This window comes from Bradyrhizobium sp. UFLA05-109 (genome assembly GCF_054185165.1).
This window is the reverse complement of sequence record NZ_JBBIAR010000031.1, coordinates 90,743-107,415: the sequence shown is the minus strand read 5'-3', so window position 1 is coordinate 107,415 and position 16,673 is coordinate 90,743. Positions and strand designations below refer to the sequence as shown.

Annotated in this window: 12 protein-coding genes; 5 read left to right on the top strand and 7 right to left on the bottom strand. The window is 62.6% G+C overall.

The window, feature by feature from the left end:
• Positions 1 to 241 precede the first annotated feature (241 nt).
• The gene (locus Q3C01_RS23125) at positions 242 to 1,021 is read right to left on the bottom strand and encodes an enoyl-CoA hydratase-related protein (protein ID WP_458147607.1); all 780 of its coding nucleotides are present in this window, start codon (positions 1,019 to 1,021) and stop codon (positions 242 to 244) included.
• A gap of 209 nt (positions 1,022 to 1,230) precedes the next feature.
• On the opposite strand from Q3C01_RS23125, the gene Q3C01_RS23120 reads away from it, so the two are divergent.
• Positions 1,231 to 2,505: an acyl-CoA dehydrogenase family protein gene (locus Q3C01_RS23120; RefSeq protein WP_458147606.1), complete on the top strand. Its 1,275-nt coding sequence runs from the start codon at positions 1,231 to 1,233 to the stop codon at positions 2,503 to 2,505.
• Positions 2,506 to 2,618: 113 nt separating this feature from the next.
• Here Q3C01_RS23120 and Q3C01_RS23115 read toward each other — a convergent pair whose 3' ends face one another.
• Together Q3C01_RS23115 and Q3C01_RS23110 are read right to left on the bottom strand one after the other, a co-directional pair.
• Complete coding sequence (locus tag Q3C01_RS23115) at positions 2,619 to 4,199, bottom strand: fatty acid--CoA ligase (protein WP_458147605.1); 1,581 nt, start codon at positions 4,197 to 4,199, stop codon at positions 2,619 to 2,621.
• A 234-nt stretch (positions 4,200 to 4,433) separates the two neighbouring features.
• Positions 4,434 to 5,306, bottom strand: a complete 873-nt coding sequence (locus Q3C01_RS23110) for an SDR family oxidoreductase (RefSeq protein WP_458147604.1) — start codon at positions 5,304 to 5,306, stop codon at positions 4,434 to 4,436.
• Between the two features lie 105 nt (positions 5,307 to 5,411).
• On the opposite strand from Q3C01_RS23110, the gene Q3C01_RS23105 reads away from it, so the two are divergent.
• Both Q3C01_RS23105 and Q3C01_RS23100 read left to right on the top strand, forming a co-directional pair.
• Positions 5,412 to 6,221, top strand: a complete 810-nt coding sequence (locus Q3C01_RS23105; protein WP_458147603.1) for a crotonase/enoyl-CoA hydratase family protein — start codon at positions 5,412 to 5,414, stop codon at positions 6,219 to 6,221.
• A gap of 142 nt (positions 6,222 to 6,363) precedes the next feature.
• The gene (locus tag Q3C01_RS23100; RefSeq protein ID WP_458147602.1) at positions 6,364 to 7,911 is read left to right on the top strand and encodes an acyl-CoA synthetase; all 1,548 of its coding nucleotides are present in this window, start codon (positions 6,364 to 6,366) and stop codon (positions 7,909 to 7,911) included.
• 390 nt (positions 7,912 to 8,301) lie between these two features.
• Here Q3C01_RS23100 and Q3C01_RS23095 read toward each other — a convergent pair whose 3' ends face one another.
• The 3 genes from Q3C01_RS23095 to Q3C01_RS23085 all read right to left on the bottom strand — a co-directional run bounded on the left by Q3C01_RS23095 (position 8,302) and on the right by Q3C01_RS23085 (position 12,094).
• On the bottom strand, positions 8,302 to 9,768 hold the full coding sequence (locus Q3C01_RS23095) for an arylsulfatase (RefSeq protein WP_458147601.1): 1,467 nt from the start codon (positions 9,766 to 9,768) through the stop codon (positions 8,302 to 8,304).
• A 150-nt stretch (positions 9,769 to 9,918) separates the two neighbouring features.
• Positions 9,919 to 11,529, bottom strand: coding sequence for an arylsulfatase (locus tag Q3C01_RS23090; RefSeq protein WP_458147612.1), 1,611 nt, complete (start codon positions 11,527 to 11,529; stop codon positions 9,919 to 9,921).
• 208 nt (positions 11,530 to 11,737) lie between these two features.
• Positions 11,738 to 12,094, bottom strand: a complete 357-nt coding sequence (locus Q3C01_RS23085; protein ID WP_458147600.1) for a hypothetical protein — start codon at positions 12,092 to 12,094, stop codon at positions 11,738 to 11,740.
• Positions 12,095 to 12,175: 81 nt separating this feature from the next.
• Between Q3C01_RS23085 and Q3C01_RS23080 the strand changes: the two genes are divergently transcribed.
• The gene (locus Q3C01_RS23080; protein WP_458147599.1) at positions 12,176 to 12,580 is read left to right on the top strand and encodes a YccF domain-containing protein; all 405 of its coding nucleotides are present in this window, start codon (positions 12,176 to 12,178) and stop codon (positions 12,578 to 12,580) included.
• Positions 12,581 to 12,845: 265 nt separating this feature from the next.
• Complete coding sequence (gene ppc / locus Q3C01_RS23075; protein ID WP_458147598.1) at positions 12,846 to 15,656, top strand: phosphoenolpyruvate carboxylase; 2,811 nt, start codon at positions 12,846 to 12,848, stop codon at positions 15,654 to 15,656.
• Positions 15,657 to 15,719: 63 nt separating this feature from the next.
• Here the strand turns inward: ppc and Q3C01_RS23070 are convergent, their stop codons facing one another.
• Complete coding sequence (locus Q3C01_RS23070) at positions 15,720 to 16,634, bottom strand: SDR family NAD(P)-dependent oxidoreductase (protein WP_458147597.1); 915 nt, start codon at positions 16,632 to 16,634, stop codon at positions 15,720 to 15,722.
• Positions 16,635 to 16,673 lie beyond the last annotated feature (39 nt).

Sequence of the window (16,673 nt, the reverse complement as noted above, 5' to 3'; positions counted from 1 at the left end):
CATTGCCAAATCCATGCACTATGATGTGTCGGCTATGTCCCCGAACACCCGTCGGTCATGTCCCCGGGCTGAACACTTGACCGGGCGATCCAGTACGCCGCGGCAGTTGTTATGGATCTCGCTGCCTCTGGAATGCTGGATGCCCCGCCGGAGCCTGTCATCGGGCTCGCCCAGGGCGAGACCCGGTGGCGGGGCATGACAGCGGTGATGTTCGGGCACTCGCCATGACAGGCGCAGGGTCCTACCGGCCCAACCACTTCGGCGGCCGCTTCTCGGCAAACGCCTTCGGCCCCTCGATGTAATCCTGCGAGGCCACCATCGCCTTCACCGCTGGATACTCCCGCTGCTCCTCGATCGCCTGCTGCAGCGACACGGCGAGTCCTTTCTGGATGGTCTGCTTCGACGCGCGGATCGACATCGGCGAGTTCCTGGTGATCGTTTCCGCCCAGCGCAGCGCGGCGTTGAGCGCTTCGCCCTGCGGAACCACCTCGTTGACGAAGCCGAGCTCGAGACCTTCCTTGGCGCTGACGTGGCGCGCGGTGAGGATCATGCCCATGGCGCGCTTCAGCCCGATCTGCCGCGGCAGGCGGTGCAGGCCGCCGGCGAGCGCGGCGAGACCGACGCGCGGCTCGGGCAGGGCGAAGGTTGCGTTCTCCGAGGCGATGATCAGGTCGCAGGCGAGCGCGATTTCGAAACCGCCGCCCATCGCGACGCCGTTGACTGCGGCGATGATCGGCTTGTCGCAATCGAAGCGCGAGGTCAGCCCGGCAAAGCCGCCCTTGTCCCAGCCGCGTTTTCCTCCCGCTGCCTGCCATTTCAGGTCGTTGCCGGCGCAGAACGCCTTGTCGCCGGCCCCCGTGACGATCGCGACCCACTGCGCAGGGTCTGCCGAGAAATCGTCAAACACCTTGTTGAGCTCGAAATGCGCATCGATATGAAGCGCGTTGTAGACCTCGGGCCGCGACAGCGTCACGATCGTGACCGGTCCCTTGCGTTCCACCTTTGAGAACTTCAGCTCCATCGCGCGCTCCCGCATTTTCTCGTGAAGGAATATTGGCGTCATATTAGCGCGCGTCAGTGCCCGAGCACCATCGAATTGCGCAACGCGCCTTGCGCCGCTCACAAGCCTCGGCTTGCTTGACTTGCGCGCACCCTTCTCACCTTAATCATGCGAGCAGAATGCGCGTAGCGCCTTAACGCAAAACGACAAAATCAATCCGGGAGCGAACCGTGGATTTCTCATTGCCTGCTGATCTCGTCGCCTATCTCGGAGAGCTGGATGCCTTCATCGCCCGCGAGATCAAACCGCTGGAGGAGGCCGACGACAACATCCGCTTCTTCGACCATCGCCGCGAATGGGCGCGCACCGATTTCGAGAATGGCGGATTGCCGCGGCATGAATGGGAGGCGCTGCTGCGCAAGGCGAAGGACGTCGCGGACGCCGCAGGTCATCTGCGCTTCGCGGTGTCCAGGCAATATGGCGGCAAGGACGGTTCAAATCTCTGGATGGCGGTCATTCGCGAGCACTTTGCTGCAAAGGGTCTTGGCCTGCACAACGATCTCCAGAACGAGCATTCCATCGTCGGCAATTTCCCCGTCGTTACCATGCTCGACCGCTACGGTCGCGACGACCAGAAGGCGATGATCGACGGCTCGATCAAGGGAAAATACCGCATCACCTTCGGCCTGACCGAGCCGCATCACGGCTCGGACGCCACCCACATGGCGACGCGCGCGGTGCCGGCGACCCGCGACAACGTCAAGGGCTGGATCATCAACGGCGAGAAGATGTGGACGACGGGTATGCACGTCGCCACCCATTGCGCGCTGTTCGCACGCACCAGCGGCGATGACGGCGATGCGCGCGGCATCACCTGCTTCCTGGTGCCGGCGAACAGCCATGGCGTGAAGGTCGAAGAGTATATGTGGACCTTCAACATGCCGACGGACCATCCCCGTGTCAGTTTTACGGAGGTGTTCGTGCCCGAGGATGCGCTTTTCGGCGAGGTCGGCCGCGGCCTGTCGCTTGCGCAGTGCTTCGTGCACCAGAACCGAATCCGGCAGGCCGCAAGCTCGCTTGGAGCTGCCGTCTACTGCATCAATGAGAGCGTGAAATATGCGCGCGAACGAAAGCCGTTCGGCAAGGCGCTCGCGGAGAACCAGGCGATTCAGTTCCCGCTGGTCGAGCTTGCCACCCAGGCCGAGATGTTGCGCCTGTTGATCCGCAAGACCGCCTGGGAGATGGACAAGCTCACCGAGGAGCAGATCGAGCGAACGCTCTCCGACCGCGTCTCGATGTGCAACTACTGGGCAAACCGTCTGTGCTGCGAAGCCGCCGACCGTGCCATGCAGGTCCATGGCGGCATGGGCTATTCACGCCACAAGCCGTTTGAGCATATCTACCGGCATCACAGGCGCTACCGGATCACCGAGGGTAGCGAGGAGATTCAGATGCGGAAGGTGGCGGGGTTCCTGTTCGGCTATATGGGGCCGGGGAAGCATTGAGGCCCGCCGCTGTCGTAGGGTGGGCAAAGCGAAGCGTGCCCACCACTTCTGTTGCCAACGTGGAAAAATGGTGGGCACGGCTGCACCTTTGCCCACCCTACGGGACAGCGCGTTCAATTCACCCGTCGTTCCTTCCCCGCCCAATACGGCTCCCGCAATTGTCGCCGCAAGATCTTGCCTGACGGATTGCGCGGCAGCGCGGGGACGAACTCGACGCTTTTCGGCGTCTTGAAGCCGGCAATCCTTTCGCGGATAAAATTGATGATGTCGGTGGCTTCAGCCTCTTTGCCCGGCTTCATCACCACGATGGCCTTCACCGCCTCGCCCCATTTGTCGTCGGGGACGCCAATCACGGCGGCCTCCGCCACATCGGGGTGATCGCACAGCGCGCTCTCGACCTCGGCCGGATAGATGTTCTCGCCGCCGGAGATGATCATGTCCTTGATGCGGTCGTGGATGTAGAGATAGCCATCCTCGTCCAGGTAGCCGGCATCACCGGTGCGCAGCCAGCCGTCGGCGCGCAGCGTCGCGGCGGTTGCCTCCGGCAGGTTCCAGTACCCCGCCATGTTGGAGCCCGAGCGCGTCGCGATCTCGCCGACCTGGCGCGGCGGCAGCGGTTTGCCGTCGGCGTCAAGGATCGCGATCTCGACGCCCGGCAGCGCCTTGCCGGCCGAACGCATCCGCTCCAGCCCCTCGATGTGATCCTCCGGCGGCAGCGCGACGATCGTGCCCGTCGTCTCGGTCATGCCGTACATCTGCACGAAGCCGCATTTGAAGACCTCGATGCACTCCCTCAGCAACGCCGCCGGTATGGGTGAGGCGCCATAGAGCATGTATTTCAGCCGCGAGAAATCCACAGTCTTCGCGCGCGGCTGGCGCACCACGAATTGCATCGCCGCCGGCACCATGAAGAGTTTTGTGATGCCAGACTGCTCGAAGAAGTCGAGCACCTTTGTCGGATCGAACTCGCGCGCGATTACGCCGCGCGCGCCGTGATAGAGCCCCACCACGCCCCAGCCCGAGCCGCCGATATGGAAGATCGGCATCGCTACCAGCGACACGTCATCGGTGGTCCACCGGTTCCACTCTGGCTTCTCGGCTTCGGTGCCGGACTGCACGAGGTTGAGGAAGTTTGCATGCGACAGCATCGCGCCCTTCGGCTTGCCCGTGGTGCCGGACGTATAGAGCTGGATTGCAATGTCCTTCGCGTTGATCGGCACGTTCGGATCGTTGCCTTCTTGCGCATCCCGCCAGGCGGTGAAATCCGGCCATTCCAGCGCCCCGCCTTCCGTGGTGATCACGCTGCGGACGTTCGGCAGCTTGTCCCCGATCTGGCGCACCAGCGTGATGAACTCGGGCCCGACGAACAGCACCGGCGCCTTGCAGTCCTCCACGATGAACGCAACTTCCGGCCCCGCGAGCCGCCAGTTCACCGGCGCCATCACGACACCGGCCTTCATCGCGCCCATCAGCAGCTCGAAATAGATGTCGCTGTTCTTGCCGAGATAGGCGATGCGGTCGCCGTGCTTGACGCCCATCGCAAGAAGCGCATTGGCGACCTTGTTCGTCTTGACGTCGAATTCGGCAAAACTGGTGAGGCGTCCCTCGAACTCATAAGCGGTGGCGTTGCCGCGGCTCTTCGCGCGCTCGCGCACCATCTCGGCAAGGTTCGCCGATGGCTGTGAAGTGGACATGTCTCTCCCGTGGCGTCTTGTCTTATGCCGCGGAGTGTGGCGTCATCCGCGCGCAAAGACAATACGGGGAGGGGCGCGGCGTGGTTTCGTGTCCCGGACGCGCTGCAGCGCTCTTGCGCTGCTGCGCAGAGCCGGGACCCACACTTTCGCGCACGTGCGAGCAGGCTGGGCCCCGGCTCTGCAACGCACCACGCCGCAAGCGCGGCGCGCTGCGTTGCGTCCGGGGCACCAGACCTAGCCTCTCGCAGCGCGATCCTTCTCGTTCTGCGCCATGATGGACTCGCGCGCCTTGGTCCAGTCGTCGTCGCTCCAGTCACGGAGCTGGTAGAAATTGCCGCCCATGGCGAGCGCCTGCGCGCCGTCCATGGCGATGGTCTCGCCGTTGATCCAGTCGCAGCCGCCCGAGATCAGGAACACCGCGAGGTTCTGGAGTTCCTCCATGGTGCCGACGCGGCCCATCGGGTTCATCGCCCTGGTGCGCGCGCCAGCCTCGTCGCCCGGTTTGATGCGCTTGCTCATGCCCTCGGTCGGGATTTCGCCCGGCGCGATGGTGTTGAGGCGAATGCCGTGGCGGCCCCATTCGGTCGCAAGCGACATCGTCATGGCATGGATTGCGGACTTGCTCATCGCCGACGGCACCACGTAGGGCGAGCCGTTGCGCACCCAGGTCACCGTGATCGAGACGACATTGCCCGGCTGCTTCGCGGCGATCCAGCGCTTGCCGACGGCATGCGTCACGTAGAACGTGCCGTGCATGACGATGTTGGCGACTGCGTCGAAGCCGCGCGGCGAAAGCTCTTCCGTGCGTGAGATGAAATTGCCGGCGGCATTGTTTATGAGGTCGGTCAGCGCGCCATCGCGAAAGATGTTCTCGATCATCTCGTCGACCGCGAGCGCGTTGCGGATGTCGACGCCATGGCTGGTGACGCGGCCGCCGTAGAGATCCATCAGCTCGGTCGCGGTCTCGTCGCACACGATCTTGCGCCGGCCGCAGATGTGCACCTCGGCGCCGAGCTGGAGAAAGCGCGCCGCCATCGACTTGCCAAGACCAGTGCCGCCGCCGGTCACAAGGATGCGCCGACCGGCCAGAAGATTTTCCTTGAACATGGCGTTTCCCCTCGATGGATTATGAGTTAATTGGTCGATTGACTAAATCTGGCCACCGCCGTTCTGTAAAGCGGCTGCCGTTCAAGATCAGGGGAGAATTCGTCGATGGAAGAGCGCGTCTCGATCTCGATTTCGGAAGGCGTCGCCGACGTCCGCCTGGTGCGGGCGGACAAGATGAATGCGCTGGATCAGGCGATGTTTCAGGCATTGGTGGACGCAACTGACCGGCTTTCCAAAGAAAAAGGCGTGCGCGCGGTGGTGCTGTCCGGCGAGGGGCGGGCGTTCTGCGCCGGCCTCGACATGGGGCGTTTTGCCGCCATGAAGGAGAAGGGCGGCAACGGAATTCCGGGTGGCGAAAATCGCGATCTCACCGTGCGCACGCACGGCAAGGCGAATTTCGCACAGCAGGCAGTGTGGGGCTGGCGTCAGCTTCCCGTGCCCGTAATCGCCGCAGTCCACGGCGTCGCCTTCGGCGGCGGCTTTCAGCTCGCGCTGGGCGCGGACATGCGCTTCGTCGCGCCCGATGCGCGGATGTCGATCATGGAGATCAAATGGGGCCTCGTGCCCGACATGGCGGGGACGCCGATCCTGGCTTCGCTTGTGCGCGACGATATCCTGCGTGAGTTGACCTACACGGGGCGCATCTTCTCGGCGCAGGAGGCGATGTCATACGGCATCGCCACGCGCATCTGCGATGATCCGCGCGCCGCGGCGCTCGAGGTGGCGCACGAGATCGCAGGCAAGAGTCCGGATGCGATCCGTGCGGCAAAGCGCATGCTGAACAATCTCTCGGTCGATCCGGCTGCCGCGCTGCTCGCCGAATCCGTCGAGCAGCAGAAGCTGATCGGCAGCGCGAACCAGACCGAAGCCGTTCGTGCGAATATGGAGAAGCGCGCGCCAAAGTTTGCGGATTGATGCACTCTCCGTCATGGCCGGGCTTGTCCCGGCCATCCACGTTCTTGGTCCAAGGCGACGAAGCAAGAGCGTGGATCACCGGGACAAGCCCGGTGATGACGAAATAACCGACACTGTCGCTGAACAACGAAGAAAAACAACAATGAGCGAAACGTCCAAACTCTTCCTCGGCCTCGTCTCCGGCGAGCGCCGCCGGAGCCACGCCGAAGTCACCGACCGCGCCGGACGCATCGCAAGCGGCCTCGCCAAGCTCGGCGTCAAGCAAGGCGATTGCGTCTGCGTGCTCATGCGCAACGACATTGCCTTCCTGGAAGCCGCCTACGCCGCGATGCGACTAGGTGCCTACGGCGTGCCGCTCAACTGGCACTTCAAGCCGGATGAGATCAACTACATCCTGCAAGACTCCGGCACGCGGGTTTTGATCGCGCATGCCGACATGCTGCACGCCTTGCGCGAGGCGATCCCTGAAGGCGTCACCGTGCTGAGCGTGCCGACGCCGTCCGAAATCCTGAAGACCTACAAGATCGATCCTGATCATCTGGCGACGCCGGATTTTGCGATCGATTTCGATTCTTGGCTCGCGCAATTCCAGCCCTATGACGGCCAAGTCGTGCCACAGCCCATGAACATGATCTACACCTCGGGCACCACGGGTCATCCCAAGGGTGTGCGGCGCAACGCGCCGACGGGGGAGCAACTGGCTGCCGGCGATCGGATGCGCGCGATGATCTATGGCCTCAAGCCCGGCTCGCGCGCGCTGTTGCCGGGGCCGCTCTATCATTCCGCGCCGAACTCGTTCGGCATCCGCGCAGGGCGGCTCGGCGGCGCGCTGGTGCTGATGCCGCGGTTCGAGCCGGAAGAATTTCTGGCGCTGATCGAGCACTATCGCATCGACACCATCTTCATGGTGCCAACCATGTTCATCCGCCTGATGAAACTGCCGGAAGAGCTGCGCCAAAAATACGACGTGTCCTCGCTGCGCCACGTGATCCACGCCGCCGCGCCCTGTCCGCCCGACGTCAAGCGCGCCATGATCGAATGGTGGGGGCCGGTGATCTATGAGTTCTACGGCTCGACCGAATCCGGCGCCGTGACCTTCGCCACGTCGGAGGACGCGCTGAAGAAGCCGGGCACGGTGGGCAAAATCTCGCCCGGCGCAGAGCTGCGTTTCATTGGCGAAGATGGCCGCGTGCTCGGCGTCGGCGAGATCGGCGAAATCTATTCGCGCATGCGCGAGACGGCTGATTTCACCTATCACAACAAGCCCGAGAAACGCAGCGAGATCGACCGCGACGGCTTCATCACCTCGGGCGACGTCGGCTATATCGACGAGGACGGCTACGTCTTCATCTGCGACCGCAAGCGCGACATGGTGATCTCGGGCGGTGTCAACATCTATCCGGCCGAAATCGAGGCCGTGCTGCACGCTGTTCAGGGCGTACATGACTGCGCCGTGTTCGGCATCCCCGATGCCGAGTTCGGCGAGGCACTGATGGCGGTGGTCGAGCCGCAAGCCGGCGTGACACTGGAGGCCGAGGACATCCGCGCGCGCCTGAAGGCCCAACTGGCGGACTACAAGGTGCCCAAGTACATCGAAATTCGTACTCAATTGCCGCGCGAAGACTCTGGCAAGATCTTCAAGCGCCGCCTGCGCGATCCCTATTGGGAGCAGGCGGGGCGGAAGATCTGACAGGACGAACCGACGGCTGGCGCGCCCCCACCCTACCTCCACTCGATATCCCGAAAATTTGGCCGGTTCCAATCGTCATCGGCGGCTGCCTAGTTCCAACGCGCGTCACGAGCCGGCCATTCGTGTTTCCCTTGCTTGCAGCAGTCTTCATCGTCGCAGTATTGCGCGAGGCCCCGCGTGAACGAGCTCTAGAGACAGCGAAGGCCGGCTCCGCGCAAACGAGCGGCACGATGTTTTGCCTCGATCTCCGCACTTGACGGGTCAACGGCCGCGCCTAGACTTCATGCGCCGCACTTTCAGTTCATTTGTCCGATTTTCGGAGCAATGTCGCGTTACCGAGAATGTTGCGAGCGGCCGGTAGGCGACTCCGATGCGGTGTTGAGGCAGTAGCTACTGAGGCGTTGTATACGGGTCTGGCGTGCCGAGTTTGATCGGCGGATATTTCTTCAGGCTGGCCTCAAATTCGGCAATAATCTTCAACATCGGATCTGCCACCCAAGTGTTGTAGGGACCCGCGTCGCGCTCTTCCTTGCGATCTGTAAGCAGGTTGATGATCCTCGGCAATGGAAGCTTCTCCGGGACGTCGTACATGCTGTCTTGCTTGATGAGATGCATCTTCCAGTTCCGCCATTTGACGGCGGTCAGCCGGTCGGCCACGTAGACGGGAAAACCTTCGCGGTTAGAGGCTTCCTTCTGGCCGAGGAAGAAGTCCAACTGGTCAACCCCATCAATCGGGCGATCCGTTGGAACGTCCGCGCCGCCGACATGCGCGAGCGTCGCGAATAGATCGACGATGTGAACTATCTCGTTGTTGACTTGGCCAGCGGGCACTTTACCAGGCCAGCGGATGATGAACGGTGTTCGCAGCGAGGCCTCCATTGCCGTGAAGTACGTGCCCCGCCAAGGTCCGCTGTCTCCTTCCCACGGGCGGGTTGCTTCTGGGCCATTGTCGCTGGTGAAAATGACCAGCGTGTCATCTTCGACGCCCGCTTGTTTGATGGCGTCGAGAATTTGTCCAGTGCGGTAGTCCATTTCCGCCAAGCAATCGGCCCAATCCCCGTTACCGGTTCTCCCGGCGAAATCCGGATTTGGCAATGTCGGCATGTGCATCAATGAGAATGACACATAGGCGAAGAATGGTTTACCAGCGCCCGCGTTGCGCTTGATGAAATCCACCGCCCTGCTGGTAATTTCGGCTTCCATTGTTCGGCGGCGATCAACGTCGAGTATCGCGACTTCTCGCGGCTTCTCACCTTTGCGGGCATCGTAGATCATTTGGGGCGCGACTTCCTTCGCCTTCCAACCCTGCTTGTTGCCGACCGATGGCCACATGCTGTTTGTCTGATTGAGAGAAGGCCACTCCGCCTCGTCGTAGCTACGCGGAATGCCATACCATTCATCGAAACCCCTGTTTGTGGGCAGCCGGGCCTCGGCGCTTCCGAGATGCCATTTGCCCCACATGCCTGTGGCATAGCCTTGCTGCGACAGTAGCTGAGCAATGGTGATTTCCCACTGTGTCAGCCCGTCGGGAACGCCGCCGATGGGGACTTCATAGGTTCCGGAGCGGATCGAGAAGCGCCCGGTCATCAACGCGGATCGCGACGGCGTGCACTGCGCCTCGACGTTGAAGTTGAGCAAGCGCATTCCTTCGGCTGCAAGCCGGTCAATCCTCGGGGTGGCCGCGCCCCGAAGGATGCCGCCGCCGTAAACGCCCAACTCGCCATAGCCCAGATTATCCGTGAGCATGACGACGATGTTGGTCTTGTGGCCCTGCGCCTTGGCCGGAGTGTCCGCGAGTGCCGTGGTTGCAACGAAAGCCGCCAGGAAATCGAGGCAAGTGCGCCGCGACACGATCATGTCTGGCCTCCATGGCCATTCAGGAAGACAATCGACTAAGAAGCTCGGAACGTAAAATTAGGCGGCTGGGCCGGCGCCCGGCTATGGCACATTCGGCACATAGCGCGGGCCCGCCGGCCAAAGGCGTATTCACTCATCCAGTTGAATGAGCTATTTGGCCATTGCCGTCCTGGCTGCCTCTATCTTGGCTTTCACCGCATCGAGATTGAAGCTGGCGCCCCGCTGCATTGGCGGAAACTCGATTGCGGTTTGAGCGAGCTTCTCGACCTGCTGCTGAACGAATACGAACCGCCAGAATTCGTATTTGAACCAGTCGAAATATTGTTGTGCCCCGAACTTGGTCCCGCTGTCGGGCCACCCCGTGCGCTCGAATGGATCGAGGCGCAGGTTGGTCAGATACGGCACGTCAACTTTGGTCTTTTCGCCGAGCCACCCGCCGGGTTGGTCGATGAAACGATATTTGAAGTCGTCGATGCGGACCGCGCCGAGTTCGCTCTCTCCAAAATACCAGACTTCATGCCGGTTTGACGGCCCCTTGCCGGTGATCATGTCCATCTGGTTGTAGCCGTCGAGATAGTTCTTGTATGTGCGGTCGCCGATCTGCTTGCCCTTCCGCAGCTGTTCGGCAATGTCCGGATTTCCGGCGGCCGCCACCAGGGTCGGGAACCAGTCGAGGCCTGAGATGATGCCGTTCTCGACCTTGCCCGCCGGGACCTTGCCCGGCCAGCGGACCATCGCGGGCGCACGAAAGCCGCCTTCCAGAACGGTGCCTTTGCTCTGCGCGAATGGCGTCTGCCCGCCGTCGGGCCAGGTAAAGACCTCAGTCCCGTTGTCGGTCGTGAACACGACGATGGTGTTGTTGTCGACGCCCATATCCTTGAGCTTCTGCATCACCAGACCAACGTCATCATCGAGCTGCGCCATGCCGGCTTCATGAATGGTCCAGCCGTTCCTCGAATTGCGCGTTGCCTCGTATTTGGGCGAGAGGTGGGTCACGATATGCATGCGTGTCGGGTTGAGCCACAGGAAGAACGGCTTGCCGTCGGTCTTTGCTTTCTCGATGAACTTGAGGGCAAAGTCCCGAATCTCGTCGTCCACGGTCTCCATCCGCTTGGGGTAGAGCGTGCCGGCATCTTCGATCCTCTGCTTGCCGACTTTGCCCCAGCGCGGATCGACCGTCGTATCGTCGCGGTCCGTCGCGTAGGAGTGGATCATGTTGCGCGGGCCGACGGTGTTCAGCAGTTCCTGCGGGTAGGCGGGATGTGCCGGGTCTTCCATCGCATCCAGATGATACAGATAGCCGAAGAATTCGTCGAAGCCGTGCACCGTCGGCAGGAACTCGTTCTTGTCGCCGAGGTGATTTTTGCCGAACTGTCCGGTCGCGTAGCCCATGTCCTTGAGGACAGTCGCAAGCGTCACGGCTTCCGCCGGCAAGCCGGTGGGCGCGCCGGCTTGTCCGACGGTTGTCATGCCGGTGCGAATCGGCAACTCACCCGTGATGAAGTTGGCGCGGCCGGCCGTGCAGCTTGCTTCGGCGTAATAGTCGGTGAACAGCATGCCTTCGGCCGCGATCTTGTCGAGGTTCGGTGTCCGTCCGGCCATCATGCCGCGGTGATAGGCACCGATGTTCCAGATGCCGATGTCATCGCCCATGATGACGACAATGTTCGGCTTCTGGCCGGCCGCCTGTTGCGCTATCGCCGTTTGCACGCTCGCGATCGCACCGAGCGCCGACGTTGCTGCAACGGCGGTGCTGGCCATCAATATATCGCGGCGATTGAGCTTGCTCTTGTCCGAGTTCGCGCTGTTTTCGTTGATCGAATTGGGCATTGCTTTCTCCGGTTGTGGGATGGACCTGAACCCGGCATGGCTTATCGAGCCCTTGATCGACGATGTGGCTATCGCAATTGCTCCACCTTTGCAGCCATGTCGGGATATCGGCTGATCCTGTAGGTTGCGTTGTCGCACGTCAGAACCCAGACCTCGTGATCCGGCTTTGATCGCGCGGTATCCTGTTCGCACGCTGCGGCTTGTCGCAAACGATACCTTGGCTGCGGATTTGAGCTGCCAGCATGTCCTTGGGCGTTTCGTCGGCAGCTTTTGCGATTGAGCGGAAGGGTACGCTGTCCGACAGCGCCCCTCCGACAAGTAGAAAAGTCGCGATCGGGAGATATTTGAGGTCGCGCACGGCGAAATCTCCGCACGCGCCAATTGAAACGAGATGCCGCGTCCTGCGATGTTGATTTAGATCAATCGAGATGTGCTTCGCTTCATTTCCGACGAGCCTCGCCACCACGAGTGGCTGGCGAAAGTTGCGCGTGGTCAAACGGGAGCGGATCTCGGAGATGTCTTCGCAGCGACAGCTTTCGAGCTTATACAAGCAGGATCATTGACGGCGGAAAGTCCCATGGCTCCGGTTTCCATCCTGCTCAACTTGCTCTGGATTCTCATCGGTGGTGCCTGGATGGCGTTCGGCTGGCTGGTGGCTTCCGTCATCATGGCCATTACCATTGTCGGCCTGCCCTGGGCGCGGGCTGCGTTCAACATCGCCGTCTACACGCTCCTGCCGTTCGGCTCAAAGGCGGTGCGGCGCGACGAGGTCACCGGCATGAGCGATATCGGCACCGGTCCGCTCGGGGTGCTCGGCAATATCATCTGGTTCCTGCTCGCCGGCTGGTGGCTGGCGCTCGGCCACCTCGTTACCGCCGTGATCCTGGCGATCACCATCATCGGCATTCCCTTCGCCTGGGCCCACCTGAAGCTCGCCGGCATCGCGCTCTGGCCGATCGGCAAGGTGATCGTGCCGGCCTAGGGGCAGCGTTCGCTCAGCTACGGCGAAGTCGCTCGGCCGGACTACGATATCTAGTGTTTCTGCTTGATGCGTCGGGCAAGCCCTACTTTGCATGGGGTTGATTTCGAGAAAAGCAAACCGCTTGCGCCGTTGGGGCAGATCATCTTTACGACTTTGCCCGTTTGGTCCCCAGTGTGCGCCGCCTCCAAGTTTATCTTGCACTGCGGCAAAAAACTTGCACACTTGCTGGGCCGGGCAGCCAAGGGACCTCGAAGGGAATTGAGCCATGTCCCTCCAGACCGTACCATCTGACACAGCGATCGACCGCCCCAACCGCGCCGAAGAGGCCCAGGCGCTGGAGGCGGATGCGCAGCTGCGGGACGATATCCGCCTGCTCGGGCGCATCCTCGGCGACACGGTGCGCGATCAGGAGGGGCCTGACGTGTTCGACCTGGTCGAGCGTATCCGCCAGACCTCGATCCGGTTCCACCGGGACGAGGACCGGCTCGCCCGGCGCGAGCTCGAGCAGATCCTCGACAGCATGTCGATCCCCGATACTTTGCGCATCGTCCGCGCCTTCAGCTATTTCTCCCACCTCGCCAACATCGCCGAGGACCAGAATAACATCCGCCAGATGCGCGCCCGGAGCGCTGCCAGGGAAACCGGATCACGCGGCGGGTCGGGCGTGCTCGCGGAGACGCTGGCGCATGCGAAGAGCGCCGGCGTGAGCCCCGACGCGTTACGGGGCTTCTTCAAGGAGGCTCTCGTCAGTCCGGTGCTAACGGCGCACCCGACCGAGGTTCGCCGCAAGAGCACCATGGATCGCGAGATGGAGATCGCCGCGCTCCTGGACAGCCGCGAGCGGCTTGCCATGACGGCCGACGAGGCCGCGGCCAGCGACGAGCAGTTGCGGCGCGAGGTGCTGACGCTGTGGCAGACCAATCTGTTGCGCCGGACCAAGCTCACCGTGCTCGACGAGGTCGCCAACGGCCTGTCGTTCTACGACTACACCTTCCTGCGCGAGGTTCCGCGCCTCATCAACGCGCTGGAGGACCGGCTGGAGGAGGGCGGCGAGCAGGCGGCGGCCGAACTCGCCTCGTTCCTGCGCATGGGAAGCTGGATCGGTGGGGACCGCGACGGCAATCCGTTCGTCACCGCCGACGTGATGCGCGGCACGCTGCGGCTGCAATCAAGCCGGGTGATGCAGTTCTATCTGAACGAGCTGCACGTGCTCGGCTCGGAATTGTCGATCGCGGCGTATCTTGCCGACGTTTCCGAGGAGCTGCGCGCGCTCGCCGAGCGCTCGCCGGACACCTCGCCGCACCGAAGCGGCGAACCCTACCGCCTCGCGGTCTCCGGCATCTATGCCCGCCTGACCGCGACGGCCGAAAAGCTCCAGGTCGAGATCACGCGTCGTCCGGTCGGCAAAGGCGCGCCTTACGAGAGCGTCAGGGAGCTGCAGGCCGATCTCGACGTGCTGCATCGCTCGCTGATCTCCAACAACGCCCGCGTCATCGCCCGCGGCCGGTTGCGGCTGTTGCGGCGCGCCGTGGACTGCTTCGGCTTCCATCTGGCGCGGCTCGACATCCGCCAGAACTCGGCGGTGCACGAGCGCACCATCGCCGAGCTGATCGACGCGGCGAACCCCGGCATGTCCTATCTCGCGCTCGGCGAGGAGGCGCGCATTGCGCTGCTCACCAACGAATTGCGCAGCACGCGCTCGCTGGTCTCGCAATTCATCAAGTACAGTGACGAGACGATGGGCGAGCTCAACGTATTCCATGCTGCCGCGGAGGCGCATGCGAAGTTCGGCTCCGACGCCATTCCCCAGTGCATCATCTCGATGTGCAAGGGCATGTCGGACATGCTCGAAGTGGCCGTGCTGCTCAAGGAGGTCGGTCTCGTCAATCCGTCGGGGCGCAGCGCCATCAACGTCGTGCCGCTGTTCGAGACCATCGAGGATCTGCAGGCCTCATCCGGCATCATGGACCGCATGCTGGCGCTCCATGATTACCGCAGGCTCGTCGACAGCCGCGGCAGCGTGCAGGAGGTGATGCTCGGCTATTCCGACAGCAACAAGGATGGCGGCTTCGTCACTTCGGGCTGGGAGCTCTACAAGGCGGAGATCAATCTCGTCGAAGTGTTCGAGCGCCACGGCGTGCGCCTGCGCCTGTTCCACGGCCGCGGCGGCTCGGTCGGCCGTGGCGGCGGCCCGAGCTATGACGCCATCATCGCGCAGCCGGGCGGCGCAGTGAACGGCCAGATCCGCATCACCGAGCAGGGCGAGATCATCTCGTCGAAATATTCCAACGCCGAAGTCGGCCGCAACAATCTGGAGATCCTTGCCGCCGCGACGCTGGAGGCGAGCCTCCTGCATCCGCGCCAGAGCGCGCCGCGCCACGAATATCTGACCGCGATGGATGAATTGTCGAGCCTCGCATTCAAGGCCTATCGCGGCCTTGTCTACGAGACCGATGGGTTCGTCGACTATTTCTGGTCGTCGACAGTGATCAACGAGATCGCGACGCTCAACATCGGCAGCCGACCGGCCTCGCGCAAGAAGACCCGCGCGATCGAGGATCTGCGCGCAATCCCCTGGGTGTTCTCCTGGGCGCAATGCCGCTTGATGCTGCCCGGCTGGTACGGTTTTGGCAGCGCTGTCGAGACCTGGATCGCGGAGCATCCCGACAAGGGCATGCCGTTCCTCAAAGAGCTCTACAAGGAATGGCCGTTCTTCCGCATGCTGCTCTCGAACATGGACATGGTGCTCGCAAAAAGCTCGATCGCGATCGCCTCGCGCTATGCAGAGCTCGTGCCGGACGAGGCTTTGCGCGAAAAGATATTTGGCCGCATTCGCCGCGAATGGCATTCATGCATCGAGACGCTCCTGGACATCATGGGCCAGGACCGGTTGCTGCAAGGCAACCCGCTGCTCGAGCGCTCCGTGCGCCACCGCTTCCCGTATCTCGACCCGCTCAATCACGTGCAGGTGGAGCTGTTGAAAGAGCATCGTGCGCAAAACCCGGACGAGCAGGTGCTGCGCGGCATTCAGCTCACCATCAACGGCATCTCGGCGGGATTGCGGAACACGGGTTAGCCCCAAGTCTCGTCATTCCGGGTTCGGCACTGCGAGCCGCCCCGGAATGACGACGATGCGGCGCTACACCGGATCCCACGTAAAGATATCCGCCGAGCGATCCAGTTTGTAAAACGAGCCCTTCAGCGCCGGCATCGCATGCTCCGCGATCGACTGCGTCGTCCAGCCGTCGCTGCTCTGCACCGATCGGATCGGACGTGACTGGCTCATCAGGAAGATCTCGTTCATGCGCACTGCAAAGATCTGCCCGGTGACGTCCTTGGCGGCGTCGCTGAGGAGATAGGCGGCGACCGGCGCGATCAGCTCCGGGCCCATCTTCTGAATTTTCGCTACGCGCGCCTTCTCGGCTTCGGTCTCGGTCGGGATGGTGCCGATCATGCGGCTCCAGGCGAACGGCGAGACGCAGTTCGAGCGCACGTTGAAGCGGTTCATGTCGAGTGCGATGGATTTCGACAGGCCGACGATACCGAGTTTCGCTGCGGCATAGTTGGCCTGGCCAAAATTGCCGATCAGGCCCGATGTCGAGGTGAAGTGCACGAAGGAGCCGCTCTCCTGCTCGCGGAACAGCCGTGCGGCGGCGTGGGAGACGTAAAACGAGCCCATCAGGTGCACCTTGATGACGGCCTCGAAGGCTTCCACGCTCATGCGGTGGAAGATCATGTCGCGCAAAATGCCGGCATTGTTGACGACGCCGTCGAGTCGGCCGAAATGATCGGTCGCGCTCTTGACGATCTTGCTTGCAGGAATGGCTTCGGCGACGCTCTCGAAATTGGCAACCGCCGTGCCACCGCGCTTCTTGATCTCTTCGACCACCTCCTCGGCGGGCGCGGCGCTGGAGCCCGAGCCATCCGACGCGCCGCCGGGGTCGTTGACGACGACCTTGGCGCCTTCGGCCGCGCACAGCAACGCGATCTCCCGCCCAATACCGCGCCCTGCGCCGGTGACGACGATGACCTTGTCCTGCAGTGATTTCGTCATGTGAATGCCTCCTGTTGTCCGTCGTTCTCGTATGGCTCG